This is a genomic window from Streptomyces sp. DH10 (assembly GCF_029813805.1).
Lineage (GTDB): Bacteria > Actinomycetota > Actinomycetes > Streptomycetales > Streptomycetaceae > Streptomyces > Streptomyces coeruleofuscus.
Window position 1 is genome coordinate 338,711 of sequence record NZ_JARVKU010000005.1, and the last position, 24,815, is coordinate 363,525.

At 71.5% G+C, this 24,815-nt stretch carries 27 protein-coding genes and 2 pseudogenes; 18 read left to right on the forward strand and 11 right to left on the reverse strand.

What is annotated here, in order from left to right:
- Positions 1 to 75 precede the first annotated feature (75 nt).
- The gene (gene glgX, locus QC385_RS13255) at positions 76 to 2,208 is read right to left on the reverse strand and encodes a glycogen debranching protein GlgX (protein ID WP_279541496.1); all 2,133 of its coding nucleotides are present in this window, start codon (positions 2,206 to 2,208) and stop codon (positions 76 to 78) included.
- Between the two features lie 448 nt (positions 2,209 to 2,656).
- On the opposite strand from glgX, the gene QC385_RS13260 reads away from it, so the two are divergent.
- The gene (locus QC385_RS13260) at positions 2,657 to 3,928 is read left to right on the forward strand and encodes an SAV2148 family HEPN domain-containing protein (RefSeq protein ID WP_279541650.1); all 1,272 of its coding nucleotides are present in this window, start codon (positions 2,657 to 2,659) and stop codon (positions 3,926 to 3,928) included.
- Positions 3,929 to 4,067: 139 nt separating this feature from the next.
- Positions 4,068 to 4,784 (forward strand): exonuclease domain-containing protein, encoded by a 717-nt coding sequence (locus QC385_RS13265; RefSeq protein ID WP_086851686.1) that lies wholly within the window; start codon positions 4,068 to 4,070, stop codon positions 4,782 to 4,784.
- Between the two features lie 53 nt (positions 4,785 to 4,837).
- On the opposite strand, the gene QC385_RS13270 is transcribed toward QC385_RS13265, so the two are convergent.
- Both QC385_RS13270 and QC385_RS13275 read right to left on the reverse strand, forming a co-directional pair.
- Positions 4,838 to 5,374, reverse strand: a complete 537-nt coding sequence (locus QC385_RS13270; protein ID WP_279541497.1) for a YbaK/EbsC family protein — start codon at positions 5,372 to 5,374, stop codon at positions 4,838 to 4,840.
- Positions 5,305 to 6,303 carry a DMT family transporter gene (locus QC385_RS13275; RefSeq protein WP_279541498.1) on the reverse strand — a complete coding sequence of 333 codons (999 nt, stop codon included), beginning with the start codon at positions 6,301 to 6,303 and terminating at the stop codon, positions 5,305 to 5,307. The genes QC385_RS13270 and QC385_RS13275 overlap by 70 nt, the downstream gene beginning before the upstream one ends.
- A gap of 91 nt (positions 6,304 to 6,394) precedes the next feature.
- On the opposite strand from QC385_RS13275, the gene QC385_RS13280 reads away from it, so the two are divergent.
- Entirely contained in the window at positions 6,395 to 7,300 is a 906-nt protein-coding gene (locus QC385_RS13280; RefSeq protein ID WP_279541499.1) for a LysR family transcriptional regulator, read from the forward strand.
- 4 nt (positions 7,301 to 7,304) lie between these two features.
- On the opposite strand, the gene QC385_RS13285 is transcribed toward QC385_RS13280, so the two are convergent.
- On the reverse strand, positions 7,305 to 8,168 hold the full coding sequence (locus QC385_RS13285; RefSeq protein WP_279541500.1) for a phosphotransferase enzyme family protein: 864 nt from the start codon (positions 8,166 to 8,168) through the stop codon (positions 7,305 to 7,307).
- Between the two features lie 176 nt (positions 8,169 to 8,344).
- Between QC385_RS13285 and QC385_RS13290 the strand changes: the two genes are divergently transcribed.
- The 5 genes and pseudogenes from QC385_RS13290 (at position 8,345) to QC385_RS13310 (ending at position 13,702) form a co-directional block, all read left to right on the forward strand.
- The gene (locus QC385_RS13290; protein WP_279541501.1) at positions 8,345 to 9,289 is read left to right on the forward strand and encodes a carbohydrate ABC transporter permease; all 945 of its coding nucleotides are present in this window, start codon (positions 8,345 to 8,347) and stop codon (positions 9,287 to 9,289) included.
- Positions 9,286 to 10,118 (forward strand): annotated as a pseudogene (locus QC385_RS13295) (carbohydrate ABC transporter permease). Before QC385_RS13290 ends, QC385_RS13295 begins: the two are co-directional and overlap by 4 nt.
- Complete coding sequence (locus QC385_RS13300; RefSeq protein ID WP_279541502.1) at positions 10,118 to 11,392, forward strand: ABC transporter substrate-binding protein; 1,275 nt, start codon at positions 10,118 to 10,120, stop codon at positions 11,390 to 11,392. The pseudogene QC385_RS13295 and the gene QC385_RS13300 overlap by 1 nt, the downstream one beginning before the upstream one ends.
- A gap of 281 nt (positions 11,393 to 11,673) precedes the next feature.
- Positions 11,674 to 12,453 (forward strand): 23S rRNA (adenine(2058)-N(6))-methyltransferase Erm(O), encoded by a 780-nt coding sequence (gene erm(O), locus QC385_RS13305; RefSeq protein WP_279541503.1) that lies wholly within the window; start codon positions 11,674 to 11,676, stop codon positions 12,451 to 12,453.
- A 46-nt stretch (positions 12,454 to 12,499) separates the two neighbouring features.
- Positions 12,500 to 13,702, forward strand: a complete 1,203-nt coding sequence (locus QC385_RS13310) for a glycosyltransferase (protein ID WP_279541504.1) — start codon at positions 12,500 to 12,502, stop codon at positions 13,700 to 13,702.
- Between the two features lie 27 nt (positions 13,703 to 13,729).
- Here the strand turns inward: QC385_RS13310 and QC385_RS13315 are convergent, their stop codons facing one another.
- Positions 13,730 to 14,680 carry a zinc metalloprotease gene (locus tag QC385_RS13315; RefSeq protein ID WP_279541505.1) on the reverse strand — a complete coding sequence of 317 codons (951 nt, stop codon included), beginning with the start codon at positions 14,678 to 14,680 and terminating at the stop codon, positions 13,730 to 13,732.
- A gap of 200 nt (positions 14,681 to 14,880) precedes the next feature.
- Between QC385_RS13315 and QC385_RS13320 the strand changes: the two genes are divergently transcribed.
- Entirely contained in the window at positions 14,881 to 15,201 is a 321-nt protein-coding gene (locus QC385_RS13320) for a hypothetical protein (RefSeq protein WP_279541506.1), read from the forward strand.
- A gap of 213 nt (positions 15,202 to 15,414) precedes the next feature.
- Positions 15,415 to 15,963 carry a DUF1697 domain-containing protein gene (locus tag QC385_RS13325; RefSeq protein ID WP_279541507.1) on the forward strand — a complete coding sequence of 183 codons (549 nt, stop codon included), beginning with the start codon at positions 15,415 to 15,417 and terminating at the stop codon, positions 15,961 to 15,963.
- Here QC385_RS13325 and QC385_RS13330 read toward each other — a convergent pair.
- The gene (locus QC385_RS13330) at positions 15,935 to 16,117 is read right to left on the reverse strand and encodes a hypothetical protein (RefSeq protein WP_279541508.1); all 183 of its coding nucleotides are present in this window, start codon (positions 16,115 to 16,117) and stop codon (positions 15,935 to 15,937) included. The genes QC385_RS13325 and QC385_RS13330 overlap by 29 nt on opposite strands.
- A gap of 70 nt (positions 16,118 to 16,187) precedes the next feature.
- On the opposite strand from QC385_RS13330, the gene QC385_RS13335 reads away from it, so the two are divergent.
- The 8 genes and pseudogenes from QC385_RS13335 (at position 16,188) to QC385_RS13370 (ending at position 19,686) form a co-directional block, all read left to right on the forward strand.
- Positions 16,188 to 16,484, forward strand: coding sequence for a gas vesicle protein GvpO (locus QC385_RS13335; protein ID WP_086851657.1), 297 nt, complete (start codon positions 16,188 to 16,190; stop codon positions 16,482 to 16,484).
- Between the two features lie 122 nt (positions 16,485 to 16,606).
- Positions 16,607 to 16,993 carry a gas vesicle protein GvpJ gene (gene gvpJ, locus QC385_RS13340; protein ID WP_279541651.1) on the forward strand — a complete coding sequence of 129 codons (387 nt, stop codon included), beginning with the start codon at positions 16,607 to 16,609 and terminating at the stop codon, positions 16,991 to 16,993.
- Complete coding sequence (locus QC385_RS13345; protein WP_279541509.1) at positions 16,990 to 17,709, forward strand: GvpL/GvpF family gas vesicle protein; 720 nt, start codon at positions 16,990 to 16,992, stop codon at positions 17,707 to 17,709. Before gvpJ ends, QC385_RS13345 begins: the two co-directional genes overlap by 4 nt.
- Before the next feature lie 2 nt (positions 17,710 to 17,711).
- Positions 17,712 to 17,963, forward strand: a complete 252-nt coding sequence (locus QC385_RS13350) for a gas vesicle protein GvpG (RefSeq protein ID WP_150483717.1) — start codon at positions 17,712 to 17,714, stop codon at positions 17,961 to 17,963.
- Positions 17,960 to 18,322 carry a gas vesicle protein gene (locus QC385_RS13355; protein ID WP_279541510.1) on the forward strand — a complete coding sequence of 121 codons (363 nt, stop codon included), beginning with the start codon at positions 17,960 to 17,962 and terminating at the stop codon, positions 18,320 to 18,322. The genes QC385_RS13350 and QC385_RS13355 overlap by 4 nt, the downstream gene beginning before the upstream one ends.
- Positions 18,319 to 19,167: a GvpL/GvpF family gas vesicle protein gene (locus QC385_RS13360; protein WP_279541511.1), complete on the forward strand. Its 849-nt coding sequence runs from the start codon at positions 18,319 to 18,321 to the stop codon at positions 19,165 to 19,167. The genes QC385_RS13355 and QC385_RS13360 overlap by 4 nt, the downstream gene beginning before the upstream one ends.
- Positions 19,167 to 19,448, forward strand: a pseudogene (locus QC385_RS13365) (MFS transporter); the annotation flags it as partial. The gene QC385_RS13360 and the pseudogene QC385_RS13365, both read left to right, overlap by 1 nt.
- Before the next feature lie 103 nt (positions 19,449 to 19,551).
- Positions 19,552 to 19,686 (forward strand): hypothetical protein, encoded by a 135-nt coding sequence (locus QC385_RS13370; protein ID WP_279541512.1) that lies wholly within the window; start codon positions 19,552 to 19,554, stop codon positions 19,684 to 19,686.
- Between the two features lie 17 nt (positions 19,687 to 19,703).
- On the opposite strand, the gene QC385_RS13375 is transcribed toward QC385_RS13370, so the two are convergent.
- The 5 genes from QC385_RS13375 to QC385_RS13395 all read right to left on the reverse strand — a co-directional run bounded on the left by QC385_RS13375 (position 19,704) and on the right by QC385_RS13395 (position 24,813).
- Entirely contained in the window at positions 19,704 to 20,444 is a 741-nt protein-coding gene (locus QC385_RS13375; RefSeq protein ID WP_279541513.1) for a sirohydrochlorin chelatase, read from the reverse strand.
- A 6-nt stretch (positions 20,445 to 20,450) separates the two neighbouring features.
- The gene (locus tag QC385_RS13380; protein WP_279541514.1) at positions 20,451 to 21,347 is read right to left on the reverse strand and encodes an ABC transporter permease; all 897 of its coding nucleotides are present in this window, start codon (positions 21,345 to 21,347) and stop codon (positions 20,451 to 20,453) included.
- Positions 21,334 to 22,122, reverse strand: coding sequence for an ABC transporter ATP-binding protein (locus tag QC385_RS13385; RefSeq protein WP_279541515.1), 789 nt, complete (start codon positions 22,120 to 22,122; stop codon positions 21,334 to 21,336). Before QC385_RS13385 ends, QC385_RS13380 begins: the two co-directional genes overlap by 14 nt.
- Positions 22,123 to 22,158: 36 nt before the next feature.
- Entirely contained in the window at positions 22,159 to 23,262 is a 1,104-nt protein-coding gene (locus QC385_RS13390) for an aliphatic sulfonate ABC transporter substrate-binding protein (RefSeq protein ID WP_279541516.1), read from the reverse strand.
- A gap of 216 nt (positions 23,263 to 23,478) precedes the next feature.
- Positions 23,479 to 24,813: a sulfate adenylyltransferase subunit 1 gene (locus QC385_RS13395; protein WP_086851634.1), complete on the reverse strand. Its 1,335-nt coding sequence runs from the start codon at positions 24,811 to 24,813 to the stop codon at positions 23,479 to 23,481.
- Between the last annotated feature and the right edge of the window lie 2 nt (positions 24,814 to 24,815).

The following is a 24,815-nucleotide window of genomic DNA, read 5'->3' on the forward strand; positions in this document are numbered from 1 at the left end:
CGGGCGACGCGGCGACGGTGCGGACAAGGGCGGCCGTACGGGCCGCCGGGGCAGCCGCACGGCTCGCCGGGGCGGCTACACGGGCCGCTGGAGCACCGTCATGCTCCGGTCGGCCAGGGTCAGCCGGTCCCCGGCCTGCACCTTCGGGCCGGTCCCCGGCGGCACACCGTCCGCCCTGGCCGTGTCGACCACCACCTGCCACTGCCGCCCGTGGTTGACCGGAACCAGGAACTCCAGCGGCTTGGGCGAGGCGTTGAACATCAGCAGGAACGAGTCGTCGGTGATGCGCTCCCCGCGCGGTCCCGGCTCCGAGATCGCGTTGCCGTTGAGGAACACCGTCAGCGCCGAGGCCCGCGCCGAGTCCCAGTCCCGCTGGGTCATCGCCCGGCCCTCGGGGGTGAACCAGGCGATGTCGGACAGGTCGTCGTGCGTGCCCTCCACCGGCCGGCCGTGGAAGAAGCGCCGGCGGCGGAAGACCGGGTGGTCCCGGCGCAGCCACACCATCGCGCGCGTGAAGGCCAGCAGCTCCTTGCTCAGGCCACCCTCGGCGCCCTCTGTCTCGTCGGGCCACTCGACCCAGGCCAGTTCGTTGTCCTGGCAGTAGGCGTTGTTGTTGCCGCGCTGGGTGCGGGCGAACTCGTCGCCGTGGCTGATCATGGGCACGCCCTGGGACAGCATCAGCGTCGCGATGAAGTTGCGCATCTGCCGCGCCCGCAGCCGCAGCACGTCCGGGTCGTCCGTCTCGCCCTCGGCGCCGCAGTTCCAGGACCGGTTGTGGCTCTCGCCGTCCCGGTTGTCCTCGCCGTTGGCATCGTTGCGCTTGTCGTTGTACGACACCAGATCGTGCAGCGTGAAGCCGTCGTGGCAGGTCACGAAGTTGATGGAGGCCAGCGGGCGCCGTCCGTCGTCCTGGTACAGGTCGGACGAGCCGGTCAGCCGCGAGGCGAACTCCGCGAGCGTGCGCTGCTCGCCCCGCCACAGGTCCCGCACGGTGTCCCGGTACTTGCCGTTCCACTCGGTCCACAGCGGCGGGAAATTGCCCACCTGGTAGCCGCCCTCGCCCACGTCCCACGGCTCGGCGATCAGCTTGACCTGCGAGACCACGGGGTCCTGCTGCACCAGGTCGAAGAACGACGACAGCCGGTCCACCTCGTGGAACTGCCGGGCGAGCGTCGCCGCCAGGTCGAAGCGGAACCCGTCGACGTGCATCTCCGTCACCCAGTACCGCAGCGAGTCCATGATCAGCTGGAGCACGTGCGGGGACCGCATGAGCAGGGAGTTCCCGGTCCCTGTCGTGTCCATGTAATAGCGGGGGTCGTCCGTCAGCCGGTAGTAGCGCGAATTGTCCAGGCCCTTGAAGGACAGGGTCGGGCCCAGGTGGTTGCCCTCGGCGGTGTGGTTGTAGACCACGTCGAGGATCACCTCGATCCCGGCCTCGTGCAGCGCCTTCACCGCCGACTTGAACTCCAGCACCTGCTGGCCCCGGTCGCCCCAGGAGGCGTAGGCGTTGTGCGGGGCGAAGAAACCGATCGTGTTGTAGCCCCAGTAATTGTTCAGGCCCATGTCGACCAGGCGATGATCATTCACGAACTGGTGCACGGGCATCAGCTCCAGGGCCGTGACACCGAGCTCGGTGAGGTGCTCGATGATCGCCGGGTGGGCGAGGGCCGCGTAGGTGCCGCGCAGCTCCTCCGGCAGGCCCGGGTGCCGCATGGTGAGGCCCTTGACGTGGGCCTCGTAGATCACCGTGTGGTGGTAATCGGTGCGCGGCAGGCGGTCGTCGCCCCAGTCGAAGTACGGGTTGACCACGACCGACGTCATCGTGTGCGGCGCCGAGTCGAGATCATTGCGCCGGTCGGGATCGTCGAAGTGGTAGCCGTAGACCTCCTCGCCCCAGCTGATCGAACCGCTGATCGCACGCGCGTACGGGTCGAGCAGCAGTTTCGCGGAGTTGCAGCGCGCCCCGCGCTCCGGGGCGTACGGGCCGTGCACCCGGAACCCGTACCGCTGCCCCGGCATGATGCCCGGCAGGTACGCGTGCCGTACGAACGCGTCGCTCTCCCGGAGCTCGATCGCCGTCTCCGAGCCGTCGTCGTGCAGCAGACACAGCTCTACTCGGTCCGCGGCCTCCGTGAAGACCGCGAAGTTCGTGCCGGCGCCGTCGTACGTGGCACCGAGTGGATATGCCTCTCCAGGCCAGACCTGCATGGATACGACTCTTTCAGGTGAGCGGCGTCGGTGGGGACGCCTTGGCCTCGAGTCTCCTCGAAAGTGAGGGAACCTCCTATGACTTATGTCCCTCTTACCGGGTGACCAGTGCATACGCGTTATGCCGAACCAGTGGGGCAAGTGATACTCCCGGGGCGTTTGAGGGAGTAGGGGAAAGATTGACACGGGGACCGGCGTGGGGCGGTCCGTCCGGCGGGGAGCCGGGTCGGACCGTCCCGGCCGTCCGCCGACCGAGCGGCAGGCGGCGAGACGGACCGGGCCGAGAAGACCGACCGCTATGAATCCGCTCACTCCGGCCGGTCGCGCTCCCGGCGGAACGGGCACCGGCGGCCGCACGGTTGAGAACTACCCTGCCCATCCGGCTGCACCGCCGACCGCTCCCGGAGTACCCTTCCTTGATCGTTGGGTGGGGTCAGGCCCCTCCGGAATGCTCGGGGGAGCGGAAGGCGGTGCGCGGGTGGGCTCGGGAGGGCTGGAGCTGCCCCCTGGTGACGAAGGTCACGAGGGGAACTCCGCAGACGTCCCGACCGGTGCCGTGTCCCTGGCGCGGCCGATGGACGCGACGGGCTCGATCGGCCCGGAGCTGGACTGGGACGCCGACGCCTGGCGCGAGGTGCGCACCCGCGCGCAGCGGGCCGGCCGGGCCTACATCTGGCTGAACCTCGTCGAGCAGCGGCTGCGCGCGGTCGTCGCCGCCGTCCTGCGCCCCGTCTACGAACCCGTCCACGGCGAGGACTGGGTGGTGGCCGCCGCCGGACCCGCCGGGCAGGAGTGGGTGCAGCGCGCGGTCGCCGTACGCGAGGTCAGCCGCCGCAAGGGCTACCTCCTCGACCCGGCCGACGACAACGTCCTGTCCTTCCTCACGCTGCCGCAGCTGCGCGAGCTGATGGTGCAGCACTGGCCCTGCTTCGAGCCCTACTTCGACGACCGCCGGGACGTCGAGCTCGCCCTGGACGAGCTGGAGGTCACCCGGAACGTCGTCTCCCGCAACCGGGCCCTGTCCGAGGCCGTCCTGAACCAGGCCGAGCGCGCCTCCGCCCGGCTGCTGGAGATGCTCGGCGCGGGCGGTGACGTGCCCTCCGCGCGCCGGCTGCCCATCGACGCGGTCGAGGACCTGGTCGGCGACCGGTACGCCGACGTGGTCGCCGTCCACTCGGACCGGGTGCGGCTGATGCGCCAGTTCCCGGCCGAGGACATCTTCGGCGGCGCCCGCCGCCTCGACGCCATCGGCATCGGCCTCAACCTGCTCGTGCAGAACTTCTCCGGCCGCCGCCTGGTCCGGCTGGCCGAGTCCGGCTGCCGGGTGCGGCTGCTGTTCCTGAACCCGGCCTCCAGCGCGGTCAAGCGGCGCGAGCGCGAACTGGGCATCAAGCGCGGCGAGCTCAGCCGGGCCGTCGAGATGAACATCCTGCACATGCGCCGGGTGCGGGCCCGGCTGCGCGACCCCGGGGCCTTCGAGATCCAGGTCTTCGACGAGACGCCCCGCTTCACGGCGTACCTGGTCGACGGCGACGGCGCGGACGGCATCGCGGTCGTGCAGAACTATCTGCGCCGGACCCGCGGCATGGAGGCACCGGTGTTCGTGCTGCGCAACAGCGGCAAGGTGGTCAAGTCGGGCGAGATCGATGAAAGTGGCCTCTTCCCCACCTATCGCGAGGAGTTCGAGGTGATGTGGGCGGATTCGCGGCCCGTGTCGTGAACCGTGCCCCGCTGTGCGGTGGTTGTGGTGGTTCGCCCGGCCGCGGCGGGGGCTGAGCGGAACGCGGTCCTCTGATTGTCAGTGGTGCATGCGAGGGTGGAGACCACTGGGGGAACGCACCATAGAAGGGGGGCCGCCCATGGGCTGGCACCGGGAGCTGCTGATCGGCTTCGACCTGGAGACGACGGGCACGGATCCGCGCGAGGCGCGCATCGTCACGGCAGCCGTGATCGAGGTCAGGGGCGGGGAGCCGATGGGGCGCCGGGAGTGGCTGGCCGACCCGGGGGTGCCGATCCCCGAGGACGCGGTGGCGGTGCACGGCATCAGCAACGAGCGGGCGGCGGCCGAGGGCAGACCGGCCGACCAGGTGGCGGACGCCCTCGCCGACGTCCTCACCTCCTACTGGAAGACGGGCGTGCCGGTCGTCGCCTACAACGCCGCCTTCGACCTGACCCTGCTCTCCGCCGAGCTGCGCCGCTACGGACTGCCGTCCCTGCGCGAGCGCCTGGGCGGCGTGGACCCGGCCCCGGTCATCGACCCGTACACCATCGACCGCTGGGTCGACCGCTACCGCCGCGGCAAGCGCAACCTCGAAGCGGTTTGCGCCGAGTACGGCGTGGTCCTCGACTCCGCCCATGACGCCATGGCCGACGCCCTCGCGGCGGCCCGCCTGGCCGGCGCGATAGCCGCCCGCCATCCCAAGATCGCCTCCCTCGGTCCGGCCGACCTCCACCGCCGCCAGATCGAGTGGTACGCGGAGTGGGCGGCGGACTTCCAGAACTTCCTGCGCGGCAAGGGCGACACGACGGCCTTGGTGGACGGGGCATGGCCGTTGCGGGAGCTGGCGGACGCGTAAACCGCGCCCGCCCCTCACAGCCCGGCCCCTCACAAGGCCCGGCGCTCTCTCCGTCACGCCGGCGCGGGCGTCGCGATGCGTTCGATGCGGGGCTTGGCCAGTCGTTCGTAGTCGGCGCCCGAGATGAGGAGCGAGCGGTCGAGCCGGGCCGCGTTGAAGTACAGCTTCGGCAGGGCCACGACGTCCGGGTCGGCGACCAGTTCCAGGCCGGGATCGAAGCTGAACGGCAGGACCGTGCCGGGCGCGGCGCGGGCCAGCCGTTCAGCGGTCCCGGGGTCGCTGAAGCCCACGTAGCGGGCGGCGAACAGCGCCCTGACGGCGTCCAGGTCCACCCTCCGGTCCCCGGGGACGACCGCCAGGACGTGGCGGGTGGTTCGGCGGTCCACCTTGACCCGCAGCACGATGCACTTCGCGGCCTCGCGGGCCGGATGCCCGCGCAACGCGCAGACGGCTTCGGTGGCGCCTTCGGGCTCGTGGTCGATGAGCCGGTAATCGACGGCGGCCGAGTCGAGCAGGGAGATCAGGTGGCCGTAGGTGTCCTGTCGGCCGGTGTCCTGTCGGCCGGTGTCGCGGTGGGTGCCGTCGGGCATGCGGAGTCCTTGCCGGGGGAGTGGGGCGGGGGAGGCAGGGGGCCGGGTGCGCTTCGGTGCGTCCGTTCCACCGCCTGCCCCCAGTACGTACCGGCCACCATGAGGGCCGCCCCGAGGCCGGTGAGGGGCGTGAGGTGTTCGCCGCCGAGGGCGATGCCCACCGCGACGGCCCAGACCGGCTCGGTGCCCAGCAGCAGGCTGGCCCGGCTGGCGGAGGTGCGCTGCACGGCCCAGGTCTGGGCCAGGAAGGCGAACACACTGCAGAACAGGGCGAGATAGACCAGCTGGGCCCAGGTCGCCGGGTCCGTGCGGACCAGCGTCGGCAGATCGTGGGCGGCGGCCGGCAGGAACAGGGCCGTGCCGACGAGGGTCTGCACCGTTGTCAGATGCAGGGGCCGAACGGCCCGCCCGGTCGTGAAGTGGCCGACCAGCGCGACGTGCGCGGCCCGGATCACTGCGGCGCCGAGCATCAGCAGGTCGCCGAGGCGTGGCGCGTGGAAGCCGTTGCCGGACATCAGCAGCCCGACGGCCAGGACGCACACGCCGGTCGCGGCGAAGAAGGAGGCAGGCAGCGCGCCGCGGTGGCGGCCGCGGTCGAGGAACGGGGTGAGGACGATGGTCAGACTGATGATGAGCCCGGCGTTGGCGGCGCTGGTGTGCGCCACACCGTACGTCTCCACGACCAGGACCGCGGCCTGGGTCAGCCCCAGAGGCACCCCGGCCCGCAGCTCGTCCCGCGTCCACCGGCGCGATCCGGGCTCGCGGGTGGCGACGACGCCGAGGCAGGCGAGCGCGGAGAGGGCGTAGCGGGCGAACAGCACCACCAGGACGGGGAGCGCGGCAGTGGCCGTCTGGGCGGACAGGTAGCTGGAACCCCAGACGAGCGCGACGAGGAGGAGTACCGCATCGGTGCGGCGGACATCGGACACCCGCCTACGGTGCACCGGAGCCATCGTGAAGCCCAGTACCAGTCCCTAAAACGATCATTTAGCAGCCCTACATCGTCCCTACACTGAGGCGATGGACGAACGCCAGCTGCGGATCCTGCGGGAACTCGGCGAACTGGGCAGCGTCACGGCGGTCGCCGAGGCGCTGCTGGTGACGCCGTCGGCGATCTCCCAGCAGCTGCGGCTGCTCCAGCGCGCGATCCCCGTGCCGCTCACCGAGCGCCAGGGGCGACGGCTGGTGCTCACCGACGCCGGTCAGGCGCTGGCCGGCGCGGCCGTGGAGGTGGAGACGGCGCTGGCACGCGCACGGCACACGGTCGAGGAGTTCGTCGGACGGCCCGACGGCGAGGTGTCGGTGGCGGCGTTCCACAGCGCGGGTGCCGCGTTCTTCCCGCCGCTGCTGCGCGCACTGGCCGGTCCGGGCAAGCCGGTGCCGAGGCTGGCCGACGAGGACGTACCGCAGGAGGACTTCCCCCGGCTCACCCGGGAGTACGACGTCGTCCTGGCCCATCGTCTGGACCACGCCCCGCCATGGCCGGACACGGTGGCCACGACGACGCTGCTGCGCGAGCCGCTGGACGTGGCCATGCCCGCCGGCCACCCCCTGGCCGCCAAGCGCCGCGTCACCCCGCGTGACGTGGCCGACGAGCCGTGGATCACCGTGCACGAAGGGTTCCCGGTCCTGGCGACCGTCGAGGCCATCGCCGCCGCGGCGGGCCGCAGGCTCCGTCTCGCCCATCGCATCAACGAGTTCTCGGTGGTCGCCGAGGCCGTGGCCGCCGGGGGCGGTATCGCCCTGATGCCGCGCTGGACCATGCGCCCGCATCCGGCGCTCGTGCTCCGGCCGCTCAGCGGAGTGCGGGCGCGACGCCACATCGACGCCCTGTACCGCCCCGAGCGCACGGCCCGCACAGCGGTCCGCACCGTACTTACCGAACTACGCCGGGCCGCCCGAAGCATCCAGGGCGGACAACCGTAGGCGCTCAGAACGGATACCACCGCACCGTCTCGTCCCCCTCCCGCAGCGAGGCCACCCGCCGCCGGAACTCCGCCAGCGCCTTCGGATTGCCCGGCGCGTGCTGAGCGACCCACGCACAACTGGCCGTCTCCCGGGCCCCGCGCAGCACACCGCACCCGTCCCACGCGCGCACGTCCCAGCCGTACGTCTCCGTGAAGGACTCGTACGCCTCGTCCGGCAGCCCGTACCGGTCGTGGGAGAGCGCCATCACCACCAGGTCGTGCTCGCGCAGATCGGCCGAGACCGTCTCCAGGTCGACCAGCACCGGCCCGTCCGGCCCGACGTGCACATTGCGCGGCAGCGCGTCCCCGTGGATCGGCCCCGGCGGCAGATGCGGCGTCAGCGCCGCCGCCTCCGCCGCGAACCCGTCCCGCCGATCCCGCAGATACGCCGCGTCCGCGGGATCGATCGCGTCCCCGGCGAGCCGCAGCCAGCGTTCCACACCGCCCAGCAGATCGCGGGCCGGCAGGTCGAGGGCGGGCGCGGGCAGGGCGTGCACGAGCCGTAGCAGTTCGGCCAAATCCCGCGGCTCGGCGGGCCGTACGGCGTCGGGCAGCCGGTGCCACACCGTCACCGGGTGCCCGTCGGCCAGCAGGGGCTCGGGCCCGGCCGCCCGTACCGCCGGCACACCCGCCTCCGCGAGCCACAGCGCGATGTCCAGTTCGCGTCGCGCCCGGTCGAGGAGTTCGGCGTCGCGGCCCACCTTGACGACCAGGTCACCGGCGGCGAACACCGCGTTCTCGCCCAGCGCGAGCAGCCGTGCCTCGCGGGCCGCGCCGGGCAGCACTCCCGCCGCGGCCAGTACGTCCCGGGCCCGTGCCTCGTCCATCGTCCGCCTCCGTCGTCACGTTCTCCGCCGTCGTCCGTCTGCCGCCGTCGGGTTCCGGCCATCCGCCGGTCAGTGTCGCATCGGCACAGGTGGGGCGGCATGCGCGGTGCCTTGACGAGGCGGACCGCCTTCACGACCATGACGTGGCAGCCGAGCCGTGCAAAGGGGCTGATTCCGTGACATCGGTGACCGAGGCTTCGCCGCCGAGGAGACCGGCCGGCCGCGAGCCCGGCGGGGCCCGGCCCCGGCGGGTCGTCGACCACGGCGCCTGGTTCCTGGTGCTGCCCGCCCTGCTCCCGATCCTCGTCCTCAGCGTCGGGCCGCTGCTGTACGGGATCCTGCTGGCCTTCACCGACGCCCAGTCGGGCCGCACCGAGCCCACCCAGTGGATCGGCGGTCTCAACTTCCGGGACCTGCTGCACGACACGCTGTTCTGGGAGTCGTTCCGGATCGGGCTGGTGTGGGCGGTCGGCGTGACCGTGCCGCAGTTCCTGCTCGCGCTGGGTCTCGCCCTGCTGCTCAACCAGGACCTGCGGCTGCGCTGGCTGGCCCGCGCCCTGGCGATCATCCCCTGGGCCATGCCGGAGGTCGTCGTCGGCATCATGTGGCGGCTCGTCTACAACCCGGACGCGGGCATCCTCAACGAGACCCTGCGCGACATCGGCCTGGGGGGCGGCCGCGACTGGCTGAGCGGACTGGCCACCGCGCTGCCCGCCGTGATCGTCGTGGGCGTCTGGGCGGGCATGCCGCAGACGACGGTCGCGCTGCTCGCCGGGCTCCAGAACACCCCGCGCGAACTGCACGAGGCGGCGGCGGTCGACGGCGCGAGCGCCTGGCGCCGCTTCCGCACGGTCACTTGGCCGGCCCTCAGGCCCATCGCCCTGGCCATCACCGCACTCAACCTGATCTGGAACTTCAACTCCTTCGCCCTGGTCTACGTCCTCACCAGCGGCGGCCCCGGCGGCCGGACCCGCCTGCCCATGCTCTTCGCCTACGAAGAGGCCTTCCGCTACGGGCAGTTCGGCTACGCGGCGGCGATGGGCTGCGTGATGGTGGCCGTGATCTCCATCGCCCTGGCCGTCTTCCTCGCCGGCCGGCTCAGGGGAGGTGACGACGCGTGAGGACCAGCCGCCCGGCCCGCTTCGGCCAGTACACCGCGCTGCTGGCGTATCTCGTCTTCCTCGCCTTCCGTTCCTCTGGCTGGTCTCCACCGCCTTCAAGCCCCCGCGCGAGTTGGGCAGCCTCCACCCGGCCTGGATTCCGGACGACCCCACCCTCGCCAACTTCCGGCAGGCCTTCGACGAACAGCCGCTGCTGCACGCCGCCCTCAACTCCCTGCTCGCCGCGCTCGCGGCGGCCGCGATCGCCGTGCTGATCGCGACACCGATGGCCTACGTCGTGGCCCGGCGCCGCACCCGGCTCGCGAAGGCGGTGACGGGCTGGGTGGTGGTCAGCCAGGCGTTCCCGTTCGTGCTGCTGATCATCCCGCTCTTCCTCGTGCTGAAGAACCTCCGCCTGATCAACTCCGTGCCGGGGCTGGTGCTGGTGTACGTGGTGTGGGCGCTGCCGTTCGCGCTGTGGATGCTCGCCGGGTACGTACGGGCCGTACCGCCCGAGCTGGAGGAGGCCGCCGCGGTCGACGGGGCGGGCCGGGTGCGGACGCTGGTGTCGGTGACGGCGCCGCTGCTCGCGCCGGGCATCGTGGCGACAGGGCTGTTCGCGTTCATCACCGCGTGGAACGAGTTCTTCTTCGCGCTCGTGCTGCTCAAGACGCCGGAGAAACAGACCCTTCCGGTGGTGCTCACCCACTTCATCGGCGCCGAGGGCGTCGCCGACCTCGGCCCGCTCGCGGCGGCCGCGTTCCTCGCGACGCTGCCCTCGCTGGTCGTCTTCGCGATCATCCAGCGGCGGATCACGGGCGGCATGCTCACCGGGGCGGTGAAGAGCTGATGCGCGCACGCCTGCTGGCCCTCGTCCTCCTGCTGCTCCTGGCCGGCTGCTCCTCCGGCGGTACCCGCGACGACCGCCGGATCACCCTGCGCTTCCAGTCCCTGGCCTGGCAGGAGGAGTCGGTCGAGGCCAACAAGGAACTGGTCAAGGAGTGGAACGCCACCCACCCGGACGTCCGGGTCGAGTACGTCCAGGGCAGCTGGGACAGCGTCCACGACCAGCTCCTCACCGCCTTCGAGGGCGGCGAGGCACCCGACATCATCCACGACGCCTCCGACGACCTCGCCGACTTCGCCTACGGCGGCTACCTCGCCGACCTCACCGATCTGCTGCCCGCCCGGCTGAAGTTGGACATCCCGCGGCGCAGCTGGGAGACGACCACCTTCGGCGACGGCATCTACGGCGTGCCGTTCCTCCAGGAACCGCGCGTCCTGATCGCCAACGCCAAGTGGCTCGAGCGGTCCGGAGTACGGATCCCGACCCCCAAGAAGCCGTGGAGCTGGGCCGAGTTCCGCCGGATCACCCAACAGCTCAGCGGCGGGGGGAAGTACGGCATCGCCTGGCCCCTGAAGGAACCGGTCTCCGCCACGCTCAACCTCTCCCTGTCGACGGGCGGACAGCTCTTCCACCGCGAGGCCGACGGCAAGGTGACGGTCCGGTTCGAGGCGGCCGACCAGGTGGTGCCGCGTACCATCCACGCCCAGGCCGGCACCGACCGCAGCGCCTCGCCCACGACCCTGGGCAGCGGCGGCTCCGACACCCTGCCCGGCTTCTTCGGCGGCAGATACGCGATGGTCCCGCTCGGCTTCTCCTACCGTCAGCAGATCGTGCAGCAGGCCCCGAAGGGATTCGACTGGCAGGTGCTGCCCGCCCCGGCCGGTGCCGGGGGACTCACCCAGGGCGTCAGCCCGCAGACCCTGTCCGTCGCCGAGGACTCCCCGCACAAGCAGGAGGCCGCCGCCTTCATCGACTTCCTGCTGAGGCCCAAGAACATGGTCCGCCTCGCCCTCGGCGACTGGATGCTGCCGACCGGCGACCGGGCGCTGAACGACCCGGCCCTGCGCACGCCCGAGCACGGCTGGTCCACGGGCACCGCGCTCGCCGCCCATCTGCGCCCGGCGCCCGCACGGACCGTACGGGGCTACCCGGAGTGGAAGGACAAGGTGGCGACCCCGGCGCTCCAGGAGTACTACAGCGGGGCGATCGGCATCCGTGAGCTGCGGGAACGCCTGGAGGAGGACGGCAACCTGGTGCTGGCGCGCTACCAGCGCTGAGCCCCGGCGAAATCTCGTTGTGCGTCGCCACGGGCAGCGCCTAGCGTGCTGCCCGTGGGAATCAACGCGATCTACGTCTCCGGTCACGGCCGGGGCTGCGCGCACGCCGCACGGGTGCGCCGCGGCCCCGGAGCCCTGACCGGCCCGGGGAGCCACGCCCGCTGAGCCTCTGAGTTTCCAAGTCTCTGAGCCCGGCGTCTCATCTCTCCCGTCTCCTCTGTCTTCCGGTCGGGGCCTTCGGCTGCCCTCGCATCCCTCACGGAAGACAAGGACCGCAGGCCATGGCCCGCCCCACCGCTACCTCCCGCGCGCTCTCACAGAACTTCCTCGCCGACCGCGCCACCGCCGAACGCTTCGCCCGGCTCGCCGTCCCGCAGACCCGGCCGGTCCCGCTGCTGCTCGAAGTCGGCGCCGGCAAAGGCGCGTTGACCGCCCCGCTGGCGGGACGCTGCCGGGAGCTGCGCGCGTACGAGATCGACCCGCGGCTCGTGCCCGTCCTGCGCAGCCGCTTCTCCGGCATGCCGCAGGTGCGTGTCGTCCACGGGGACTTCCTGGCGGCGCGCCCGCCGCGCACGCCCTTCTCCGTCGCCGGGAACGTGCCGTTCTCCCGTACCGCGGCCGTCGTCGACTGGTGCCTGCGCGCTCCCGCCCTCACCGACGCCACGCTGCTCACCCAGCTCGAGTACGCCCGCAAACGCACCGGCGACTACGGCAGTTGGACGCTGCTGACGGTCCGGACCTGGCCCCGCTACGAGTGGCGGCTGCTGGGCCGCGTCGGCAGGCGCAGCTTCCGGCCCGTGCCGCGGGTGGACGCCGGGGTGCTGCGCATAGAACGGCGCGACACCCCGCTGCTCGACGCCGCCGGGTACCGGAGCTGGCGCCGTCTGGTGGAGCTGGGCTTCTCGGGGGTCGGCGGTTCCCTGCACGCGTCGCTGCGGCGTGCCCACCCGAGGCGGCGGGTGGACGCCGCGTTCCGGGCCGCGCGGCTGGACCCGGGCGTGCTGGTGGGCGAGGTGGCGCCTCAGCGCTGGCTGCGGCTGCACGAGGTGCTGACCCACTGAACCAAAATGGTTGCACGAGACGTCTCGTCTCGCGTACGGTCGCCGCATGACCAGTCGCGCACACATCGCCATGTTCTCCATCGCCGCCCACGGCCACGTGAACCCGAGCCTGGAGGTGATCCGCGAGCTCGTGGCGCGCGGCCACCGCGTGACGTACGCGATCCCGCCGGTCTTCGCGGAGAAGGTCGCGGAGACCGGCGCCGAGGTGAAGCCGTGGACCTCGACGCTGCCCTCGCCCGACGACGACCCGGAGGCCTGGGGGAGCAGCCTGCTGGACAACGTGGAGCCGTTCCTCGACGACGCGATCCAGGCCCTCCCGCAGCTGATCGAGGCGTACGAGGGCGACGAGCCGGACCTTGTCCTGCACGACATCGCCTCCTACCCGGCCCGCGTCCTGGCCCACCGCTGGGGCGTGCCGGCCATCTCCCTGTCGCCGGCCATGGTCGCCTGGGAGGGGTACGAGAAGGAGGTCGCCGAGCCCATGTGGGAGGAGCCGAAGAAGACCGAGCGCGGCCGCGCCTACTACGCCCGCTTCCACGCCTGGCTGGAGGAGAACGGCATCACCCTGCACCCCGATGCGTTCGGGGGCCGGCCCGACCGCTCGATCGTCCTGATTCCCAAGGCCCTCCAGCCGAACACGGACCGGGTCGACGAGAGCGTGTACTCCTTCGTCGGCGCCTGCCAGGGCGACCGGAGTGCCGACGGCGACTGGCAGCGGCCGGCCGGTGCCGAGAAGGTCGCGCTCGTCTCGCTCGGGTCCGCCTTCACCAAGCAGCCCGGCTTCTACCGGGAGTGCGTCAAGGCGTTCGGCGACCTGCCCGGCTGGCACCTGGTGCTCTCGGTCGGCAAGCACATCGAACCGGCCGGGTTCGGGGAGGTCCCGGCGAACGTCGAGGTGTGCTCCTGGGTGCCGCAGCTGGCGATCCTGAAGCAGGCCGACCTGTTCGTGACGCACGCCGGGGCGGGCGGCAGCCAGGAGGGCCTGGCCACGGCCACGCCGATGATCGCCGTACCGCAGGCCGTGGACCAGTTCGGCAACGCGGAGATGCTCCAGGGGCTCGGTGTCGCCCGGTACCTCCCCACGGAGGAGGCGACCGGCGAGGCGCTGCGCGAGGCGGCCCTCGCCCTCGTCGACGACCCGGAGGTGGCCCGCCGCCTGAAGGAGATCCAGGCCGAGACGGCCCGGGAGGGCGGCACCCGGCGCGCGGCCGACCTCATCGAAGCCGAACTGCCCGCGGGCCGGGGGTAGTCGGGACGGCCGTCACCCGCAGGGCCGTCACACCGCGACGGCCTGGCGTGTGAGGGTCATGCGGGCGTGGTCGAGAGCGGCGTCCATGCGCGCCGACTGGCCCTTGGTGAACATGAACATCGCGGCGTCGTCCGTGTAGTCCATGTAGTTCATGAACATGTCGCCGTTGGGCCCGTTGCCGCACGACACATGGGGGAAGCCGGGTGAACCCGTGTTCGGCCCGCCCTGGTTGGGGGTGTCCTCCACGAAGTCGCTGCCGCTGCACCCCTCGTCGTCGTCGCCCCAGATGTGCCGCAGGTTCAGCCAGTGCCCGATCTCGTGCACGGCCGTGCGGCCGCCGTCGAAGGGCGCGGTGGCGGTGCCGGTGGTCCCGAAGCCGGTGTGCGTGACGACCACGCCGTCCGTGGAGGCGGCGCCGCCGGGGAACTGGGCGTAGCCCAGCAGTCCGCGACGCAACTGGCAGACCCACAGGTTCAGGTAGACGTCCGCGGGCCAGGCGTCGTGGCCGCCGCTCAGGCTGAACTTGACCAGGTCGTCCGTGTCCCAGTCCGCAGCGGAGGTCGGCGTCCGCGTGATGCCGTCCGTGGGGCGGCCCAGCGGGTCCGTCCGGGCGAGGTGGAACTGGATGCGCGCGTCCGCCACGAGGCCCTGCCAGGCCTCGGGGACCTTGTCGACGTCCGGATTGCTCGCGCGGAAGTCCTGGTTGAGCACCTCGATCTGACTGTGGATCTGGGCGTCGCCGACGTTCTGCTCGGGGGTGTTGTGCACGACGTGCACGACCACGGGGATGTCGACGAGGCTCTGCCGGGCGGTGGCCGTCTCCAGGTGCTCGTAGGCGAACGCGGCGTTCTCGATCTGGGCCCGGTTCTCGGCGTACTCGGGGTTCAGGGTGAGGAGTCTGCGGTGCACCTCCATGGCGCCGCACCAGCGGCTGTAGTTGGCGGAGGTGACGCGATGGTAGGACTGCGCATCGGACATGACTGTCCCTCGGGGGAGCTGGGGGTGTGCCGCGGACGCGGCTGCGGAAGGGCGCGTGTGACATGCGCTGCGGGGGCCGGGCGCCGCCGGCGGGAGCGGTCGGTTGCCCGTTCCCTTCGAACCCATACACTAATAATCCTAGACACTCAGGTATGAGACCGGCAATTTGGACGGCTGTGGGTGAGTGAGGTGGCCCGATCATGAGTGAGCCCCCGTCGGGCCTGTTCCGCTCGTGGGTCCATTCCTACGAGGAGGACCACGAGGACGTGCGGGTGTACCGGCCGGACGACCATCCGTTCCCGCCGGCGCGCGGGCGGCGCGGCATGGAATTCGCGCCCGACGGCACCTTCGTCGACCACCCGCTGGGACGCGGTGACGCTCCTGACGCCGTGCCCGGCCGCTGGCGGCTCGTGTCGGACCGTCACATCGCGCTCACGTTCGGGGGCGCTCGCCCGGACCGGGAGCTGGAGATCCTGCGCTGCGACGAGGACGTGCTGCACGTGCGGCGGCTCACCGGCTGACAGGGCCCGTCGGTTCCCCCGCCCCACCGGAAGGACCTCGGTCCCGTACGACTATCGGTCTCCTCGGGTGTGTGGATCCTGAGCAGAAGGTTGTGCCCCGCGGTGACCGGTGAGTAATTTACGGGGCTCGGGCAGCCGCCCACCGGCCGTCGTGCCCGCCCCCACGGGGCACGACGGCCGCCTTGCGGCGTGTGACCGCCTTATGGTGAGCGGATGACGACGACGTACGCGGCACTGTTGCGCGGAATCAACGTGGGCGGCAGCAGAAAGGTCCCGATGGCCGACCTGCGCGCACTCCTGGCGGGCCTCGGCTACGAGGACGTACGGACGTACCTCCAGAGCGGCCAGGCCGTGTTCGCCTCAACTCAAGGCGACGAGGAGTCGCTGGCCGCCGAGATCACGCACGCCATCGAGAAGCACTTCGGGTTCGGCGTCGACGTGATCGTGCGCGACCACGCCTATCTGAAGGCGATCGCCGACGCCTGCCCCTTCCCGGCCGCCGACCTGGAGCCCAAGCAACTCCACGTCACCTACTTCTCCGCCCCCGTCACCCCCGAGCGCTTCGCGGAGATCGACCGATCCGCCTACCTCCCCGAGGAGTTCCGCCTCGGCGACCGCGCCCTGTACCTGTACGCCCCGAACGGCCTGGGCCGCTCCAAGCTGGCCGAACACCTCGCGAAGCCGCGCATCAACAAGGGCGTCATCGCCACGACCCGCAACTGGAACACCGTCGTCAAGCTGGTGGAGCTGACGGGGGCCTGAACACCGGGTCGTCCCGGGAGCCGGCCGCGTCGGCCGCCGCCAGTTGCTGCTCGCTCAGCGGCACCCGGCCGAGGAACTGCGGACCCCAGCCGTCCCAGGGGAGCAGTTCGACGCCCTTGGCGGCGGCCAGGTCGCGCACCACGTTGCCCCACACGAACCACAGCGGCAGCGCACGTTTGGCCGAATCACCCCCACGCGGACGGGGGCCTTGGCACGGTAGGACCATGACGAGCACCGATGATCAGGCGACCCCCTCCGGTCGTACGACGGCCGTCCAGGCCATGCGTGGCGCGGCGGCGCAGCTCGCCGAACTGCTCGGCACGGCCCCCGACTCCGTCACCGCCGTCCGCCCGACGCCCGACGGCTGGACGGCCGACGTGGAGGTCGTGGAGCTGGAGCGGGTCCCCGACACCATGACCATCATGGCGACCTACCGGGTCACCCTCGACCCGGAGGGCCGGCTCCTGGGCTACGAACGGGTACGCCGGTACGCCCGCGGCCAGCTCGACCGAGGGCGGTAGCACCCGGCTCCCCCTCCCGCTGAGACCCGTTTCGGTGTTTGCGTGAACACGCCCGCCGCCACCCCCGTACCTACGGGCGGCACGAGAACGAGTCTCGCGAGAGGAATCGCACCGTGACCGTCATGACGCAGACCGGCGGGATGCAACCCGCCGCCACTTCCAGCGGGTCGGGGACCGGCGGCCTCTTCGACATCCTCGAACTGATCCTGGACCGCGGGCTCGTGATCGACGTGTTCGTCCGTGTCTCCCTGGTCGGCATCGAGATCCTGAAGATCGACATACGGATCGTCATCGCCAGCGTCGACACCTACCTCCGCTTCGCGGAGGCCTGCAACCGCCTCGACCTGGAGGCCGGCCGCAAGGCCCCCGACAAGCTCACCGACATCGTCGGCAACCTCGTCGAGAGCGGCGCCCGGGGCAAGACCGGCGGCGCGATCGGCGGCGCCATCGACGCCATCGGCGACATCTTCGACCGCGACGACAAGGACGCCAGGGAGGAAGAGCGGTGAGCGGCGTCTACGTCTACGCCGTCACCCGCTCCGACCACCCCCTGCGGCTCGACGGTCTGCGCACGGTCGGCGGGACCGACGACCCGCCGCGCGTCGTCGTCCACGGGCCGCTCGCCGCCGTGGTCAGCCCCGCACCCCCCGACCTGCGTCCCAAACGGCGCGACCTCGCCGCCCACCAGGCACTCCAGGAACGGCTCATGGCCGATGGATCGGTCCTGCCCATGAGGTTCGGCCTGCTCGCCCCCGACGACACCGCCGTCAGAACGGCCCTTGAGGAGCGGGGCCGGGACTACGCCCGCAGGCTCGGCGAACTGCACGGCACCGCCGAGTACAACCTCAAGGCCGCCCGTGACCAGGACGACCTGCTGCGCGAGGTGCTCGACGAGTCCGAGGAGGCCCGCCGGCTCAACCGGTCCACCCGCGACGGCACCGGCAGCTACGAGGACCGCCTCGCCCTCGGCGAACTGGTCGCCCGGCAGGTCGACGCCCGGCAGCGGCGGCAGGCCGACGAGATCGTCGGACGGCTGTCCGCACTGGCCAGATCCAGCGTCGTGGCGGACCCGTCCAAGGACGACTTCCTCAACGTGTCGTTCCTCGTCGAACACGCCCGCGCCGACGAGTTCACCACGGCCGGCCGGCGCCTGGCCCACGACTACGGCGACGCCTACGACTTCCGGCTGCGCGGCCCGCTGCCCCCCTACAGCTTCGCCGCCTGACCATGGGCCTGCTCACCGGCATCCTCACCCTCCCGCTCGCGCCCCTGCGCACCACCCTCTGGGCCGCCGAGCAGCTACAGGCAGCCGCCGAGGCGCAGTACTACGACCCGGCCCCCGTCCGGCAGGCCCTCGTCGACCTGGAGCGGGCCCTGCTGGAGGGGCGCGTCGACGAGGACGAGTACGACCGCCGCGAGGACGAACTGCTGGACCGACTCGACGAGATCAACGCCCGGAGACGAGCCCCCCGACCATGACCCATCCGGCAGCAGGCGGACTCACCGGGCCGCCCCGTCTTCCCTCCCCCTACGGCCACGGGCCCGGCGCCCAGAGCGCCAACCTCGCCGACATCCTCGAACGCGTCCTCGACAAGGGCGTGGTCATCGCCGGCGACATCCGGATCAACCTCCTCGACATCGAACTGCTCACCATCAAACTGCGCCTGCTCGTCGCCTCCGTCGACAAGGCGAAGGAGATGGGCATCGACTGGTGGGAACACGACCCCTCCCTCTCCTCCCGGGCCGCCCGCCCCGAGCGGTCCCTGGCCGACGAGAACGAGCGCCTGCGCGCCGAGATCGCCGCCCTCAAGGCGGCCGACAGGAGACCGGAGTCATGACCGACCCGAACCTCGTCTACGCCTACGCGGTCCTGCGCCGCACCCCCGAGGCCGCCGTGGCGGTGGCGGACCTGCGCGGTGTCGCGGGCGACCCGGTCCACCTGCTGGAGCCCACGGATCCCGTCTCACCGCTGGCCTTCGCCGTCGGCCCCGTACCGGCCGCCGACTACGACGAGGCACCCCTCAAGGCCCACCTCGACGACCTGGACTGGCTGGAGTCCACGGTCCGGTCCCACCACGCGGTGGTCGGTGCGCTCGTCGCCTGCGGCGCCGCCGTCCTGCCCCTCCGCCTGGCCACCGTCTACCCCGACGAGGACCATGCCCGGCAGGCCCTCGACACCCGCCGCGCGTACTTCCTGTCCCTCCTCGACCGCCTCACGGGCCACGTCGAACTCGGCGTCAAGACCTACGCCGCACCCGACATCACGCCACCCGAGCCGGACACCGGCACAGCAGAGGCGACGCCCACCGGCCTCGGCGTCGGCGTCGGCGTGGGCCGCGCCTACCTGGCGATCCGCCGCCGCAGACAGCGCAGGAACGAGGAAGCCTGGCGCACGGTCGCCCAGGCCGCCGCACACCTCACGCGGACGGCCGGCACCCTCGCCGTCGACCGCGTCGCACACACTCCGCAACGCGGAAGCCTCGCCGGCCCGGGCCCCGGCATCAACCTCGGCAACGACGCGTACCTCGTCCCCGCCGACCGCATCGACGCCTTCCGCACCGGCGTACTGGCGGCCGCCGAGGGCATCCCCGGCCTCCGCGTCGAAGTCAGCGGGCCCTGGGCCCCCTACTCCTTCGCACTCCGGCCGGAACCGGTCCCGGACCCCTCGGGTAACCTGCTCTGATGGCTCCACCGGGGCAAGTCCCCTCCACCCGCCGGGACTTCCGCCTGCTCTGGACGGGCGAGACCGTGAGCGGACTGGGCAACAGCATCACCGCGGTGGCGTTGCCACTGATCGCGGTCGTGGTGCTGGACGCCGGCTCCACCGCCGTCGGCCTGATCGCCACGGCGGTGTGGCTGCCCTGGCTGCTGGTGGGTCTGCCGGTGGGCGCCTGGACGGACCGGATGCGCAAACGCCCGCTGATGATCACCTGCGATCTGGTCTCCGCCGCGACGCTGCTGAGCATTCCACTGGCGGCCTCGCTCGACGCGCTCACCTTCTTGCACATGGCCGCTCGGATCCCTGCTCGGCGGCGTGCTCGGCGACGCGGTCGGGTACCGGACGGCCATGGGGATCATGACGGGTGTCGTCGCGCTCTCCTGGCTCGTCCTCGTCATGAGCCCGATGCGCCGCGAACACGACCTCCCGCGGACCCACGAACCGGAACAAGCGCCCGCCGGGGGCTCGAAGCAGCCGAGGTGACCGGGAGTCCGTGCCGTTCAGGCGCCGACAGCGGTCAACCGCGGCATCCGGGCCGCCTCGTACCGCTCCAGCACCACCCGGGCCACCTCCGGCGCCGGCCCCAGTACATCCGCCAGGACGTCCGCCTCCGCCGCGCCCCGGGCGATGCGGTCCGGCAGGAAGCCGGGAGCGAGGACGTAGGGGGCGACGGCCACCCGGGAGCAGCCGAGGGCGCGCAGGTTCCGGACGGCGTCCTCCGTGCGGGGCAGAGATGCGGAGGCGAACGCAGGTCGCACGGCGCACCAACCGGTGTGCCGCCACTCCCGCGCGATTTCTGCGATCACTGCGATCGCCTCCGGGTCGGTGGACCCCGCCGAGGCCAGCACGACCCCGGTCGAGGGCTTGTCGGCGGGGGACAGGCCCGCCTCGTACAGGCGTCGCTCCAGGGCGGACAGCAACAGGGGCGACGGCCCCAGGACCTCCGCCTGGCGGATGCGGAGCTGCGGGGGAGCGTCCGCCAGAACCGCCGGGATGTCCGCCTTCGCGTGGAACGCCCGGGTCAGCAGGAGGGGGAGGGCCACGACGTCACGGACGCCCTGGACCGCCAGGGACTCCAGCACCCCCTGCACCGAGGGCACGTTGAAGTCCAGGAAGCCTGTCTCGACGCGTACGCCGGGACGCAGGGAGCGGATCCGGCGTACCAGGGCGTGCACCGTCGCGGCGTGCCGCGGGTCGCGGCTGCCGTGGGCGATGACGAGGAGGACAGGCGTGTGGGTCATGGGATTTCAGCTCTTCACCAGCAGGCCGCGGTTGCGCAGCACCCACCGCTCCAGCGGGCTGAAGATGAGCAGGTCGATGGCGATGCCGACGATGAGGATGAGGAGGATCGCTTCGAAGACCATGGCCATGTCGCTGGCGTTGCGGCCGTTCTCCAGGAGCTGGCCGAGGCCGACGCCGAGGTCGGGGAAGGAGGCGATGATCTCGGCGGCCATCAGGGAGCGCCAGGAGAAGGCCCAGCCCTGCTTCAGACCGGCCACGTAGCCGGGCAGGGCGGCCGGGAGGACGATGTGCCAGGTGTGCTTCAGGCCGGTCGCGCCGAGGGTGCGGCCCGCGCGGAGGAACAGCGGCGACACCTGGTCGACGCCCGAGACGAGGCCGTTGGCGATCGAGGGGACCGCGCCGAGCAGGATCACCGCGTACATCATCGAGTTGTTCAGGCCCAGCCAGATGACAGCCGGGGGGACCCAGGCGACCGAGGGCAGGGACTGGAGGCCGGACAGGATCGGGCCGAGGGCCGCGCGGATGAACTTCACGCGGGCCACGAGCAGGCCCAGGGGGGTGCCGATGATCAGGGCGAAGCAGAAGCCGAGCAGGCCGCGCGAGACGCTGGTCCAGATGTAGCCGAGCAGTTCGCCCTGGAGCCACGCGGTGTGGACGACGTCCCACACCGCCGACGGCGCGGGCAGCTTGGTGGGGTCGTCGACGACCTTGAAGGAGACCAGGGCCTGCCAGGCCGCCAGGACGAGGGCGACGGCGATGACGGGCGGAAGGATCTTCTCCACGAAGGTCTGCCGGAACGGCTTGCGGCCGGTCTGCACCGTCTCCAGCGCGTCCAGGCCGGCTTCCAGTCCGGCGAGATCGCTGCCGTCCTTGGCGACGGTCGTCGAATCAGTGCTGGCCATGACGGCGGATCTCCCCACGCAGTTGTTCGGTGATCTCGACGGACAGCTCCGCCACGGCGGTGTCCTCGATACGGCGCGGGTGCTCGATGTCCACGGTCCACTCGTGGGCGATGCGGCCCGGCCGGGAGGACAGCAGCACCACGCGCTGGGCGAGCCGGACGGCCTCGCGCACGTTGTGCGTGACGAACAGGACGGACAGCTGCGTCTCGCGCCAGATACGGGTCAGCTCGTCGTGCAGCACGTCACGGGTGATGGCGTCGAGCGCGGCGAACGGCTCGTCCATCAGCAGGAGCTTGCTCTCCTGGGCGAGCGCGCGGGCCATCGCCACGCGCTGGCGCATTCCGCCGGACAGTTCGTGCACCCGCTTGCGGTGGGCGCCCTTGAGCCGGACGAGTTCGAGCAGCTCCTCGGCCCGGTCCCGGCGCTCCGCCTTCGGCACGCCCCTGAGCTTCAGGGCGAGTTCGATGTTCTTGCCCGCGGTCAGCCAGGGGAACAGCGCGTGTTCCTGGAACATCAGCGCGGGGCGGCCGTCGGTGGTGATGTCACCGGCCGAGGGCCGGTCGAGACCGGCCACCAGGTTGAGCAGGGTGGACTTGCCGCAGCCCGAGGCTCCCAGGAGGGTGACGAACTCGCCGGGGGCGACATCGAGGGTGATGTCGTCCAGGACGAGCTGCTGCCCGGCGGGGCCCGGGAACGACTTCGAGACGTGGGCGATCCGGGCGGCGTGGGTGGCCGCCTCGGTGCCGTCGGCGGCCTTGGCGAGAGTCGTGGCCATGGTCGTCACCTCCTGGGAACGGGTCGGGATGCGGGCTTACTTGACGCCGAGACCGGCGTCGTCGACCGTGGGCTCGCCCTCGGCCTTGAGGACCTTGTTCAGCGGCGCGAGGTCGTAGATGCCCTTCAGGTTCGGCTTCTCCAGCAGCCCGGCCTTCACGGCGTGCTCGGCCTCGGTGTTGAGGGTGGAGGCCAGCGGGTCGTCGGTGAACTGGATCGACTTCCACGCCGGGTCCAGCACCTCGGCGGGCAGCGCCTTGCCGGAGTCCTGCTCCAGCTGCTCGTTCGCCGCCTTCTTCGCCGCGTCCGGGTTGGCCTTGATCCACTTGTTGGTCTCGACCGAGCCCTTCAGCACGGCCTCGACGACCTTCGGATACTTCTTGAGGAAGTCCTGCCGCACGATGATGTTCGTGATCACGAACTTCTTGTCCGGCCACAGCGTCGCCTCGTCGAGCAGCACCTTGCCCCCCTCGGCGACCAGCTTCGACGCGGTCGGCTCCGGCACCCAGGCGCCGTCGACCGAACCGGCCTTGAAGGCGTCCGGGGTGACCTTGTTGTCGCTGCGGACGACCGTGACGTCACCCTTGCCGCTCTCGGCGTCGACCTTCCAGCCCTGTTCGGCGGCCCAGTTCAGGAACGCCACGTCCTGGGTGTTGCCGTGCTGCGGGGTGGCGATCTTCTTGCCCTTGACGTCCTTCAGGGACTTGATCTTCTCCGGGTTGACGACGAGCTTCACACCGCCGGACGCCGAACCGCCGATGATGCGCAGGTTCTTCCCGTCCGCCTTGGTGTAGCCGTTGATGGCGGGGGAGGGGCCGATCCACCCGATGTCGATGGACTGGGAGTTGAGCGCCTCGATCTCGGACGGACCCGCGTTGAAGGTCGCGTACTCCGCCTTGGTGGCGCCCAGCGCCTTCTGGAAGATGCCCTGTTCACGGCCGACGAGCGCGGTGCCGTGGGTCAGGTTGCCGAAGTAACCGATCTTGACGGTGTCGAGACCCTCGATCTTCTTCGCCCCGGCGGCGACCTTGGCGGCCCCGTCGTCCTTGGCCTGGGAGCCGTAGCCGCAGGCGGCCAGCGTGAGCAGGGGCAGTGCGGCCAGCACCGCGAAGGATCGGCGCAGAGCGGATGATGCAGGCACGGGAGGGTTTCCTCTCGGAGGCCCGGCGGTCACGGTCTCTCAGGTCGTGGCCGGGAGGTCGGCAGGTCTACGGCGGTGGGGGGTGAGGGCGCGCGAGCGGTGCGCGTACGTCAGCGCACACATCGCGCGACTCCGCCCTGCCCGCTGCCGAGAGCACCGCTGCCGACGCGGCCGCCCTCCTTGGCGAACATCGAGTAGAAGTCGGGGGAGTTCATGTCAGAAGTCCCACCCGTCGTCCTCGGACTCGTCCTTCACCGGATCGGGGGCGGCGAAGGACTCGCCGACCATGCCCGCGGTCAGCGTTGTGCCGTCGTTGGGGTCGATCAGGATGAACGAGCCGGTGCGCCGCGAGTCCGCGTAGGAGTCGACCGGCAGCGGCTCGGCGGTGCGGATCTTCACCCGGCCGATGTCGTTGGCGACGAGCTGTCCCGGGTGCGGGTGCAGGGACAGGTCGTCGAGCGTGAGACGGGACGGGATGTCCTTCACGATCGCCTTGACCGTGCGGGTGCCGTGCTTCAGCAGGACCCGGTGGCCGAGGGTCAGCGGGGCGTCGGCGACGTGGCAGACGGTGGCCTCGATGTCCTGCGTGGTCGGGGGCGCGTCCTTGGACGGCACGATCAGGTCGCCGCGCGAGATGTCGATGTCGTCCTCCAGCAGGAGGGTCACCGACTGCGTCGTCCAGGCCACGTCGACCGGCTCGCCCAACAGGTCGATACCGGAGATCTTCGAGCTGCGGCCCGACGGCAGCACGGTGACGGCCTCGCCGACGTGGAAGGAACCGGCCGCGATCTGCCCGGCGTAACCCCGGTAGTCGGGGTGGTCGGCGCTCTGCGGCCGGATCACGTACTGCACGGGCAGCCGGGCGTGGCAGTGGCTCAGGTCGTGCGCGACCGGGACCGTCTCCAGGTGCTCCAGCACGGTCGGGCCGCCGTACCAGTCCATGTTCGCGGAAGGCTCCACCACGTTGTCGCCGACGAGCGCGGAGATCGGGATCGCGGTGACCTCGGGGACGCCCAGCTCGGTCGCGTACGCCGTGAACTCCTCGGCGATCGCCGCGAACACCTTCTCGTCGTAGCCGACGAGGTCCATCTTGTTCACCGCCAGGACCGCGTGCGGGACACGCAGCAGGGCGGCGATCGCGGCGTGCCGGCGGGTCTGCTCGACCACCCCGTTGCGGGCGTCGACCAGGATGACCGTCAGCTCGGCCGTCGAGGCGCCGGTGACCATGTTGCGGGTGTACTGCACGTGGCCGGGGGTGTCGGCGAGGATGAACCGGCGCCGGGGCGTGGCGAAGTAGCGGTACGCCACGTCGATGGTGATGCCCTGCTCCCGCTCGGCCCGCAGACCGTCCGTCAGCAGCGCGAGGTCCGGCGCCTCCTGGCCCCGGCTGGCGGAGACGCGCTCCACGGCCTCCAGCTGGTCGGTGAGGACCGACTTGGAGTCGTGCAGCAGCCGCCCGACGAGGGTGGACTTGCCGTCGTCGACGGAACCGGCGGTGGCGAACCGCAGCAGCGTGGTGGCCGAGAGCTCCTCGGTCGTGATCGTGCTCATCT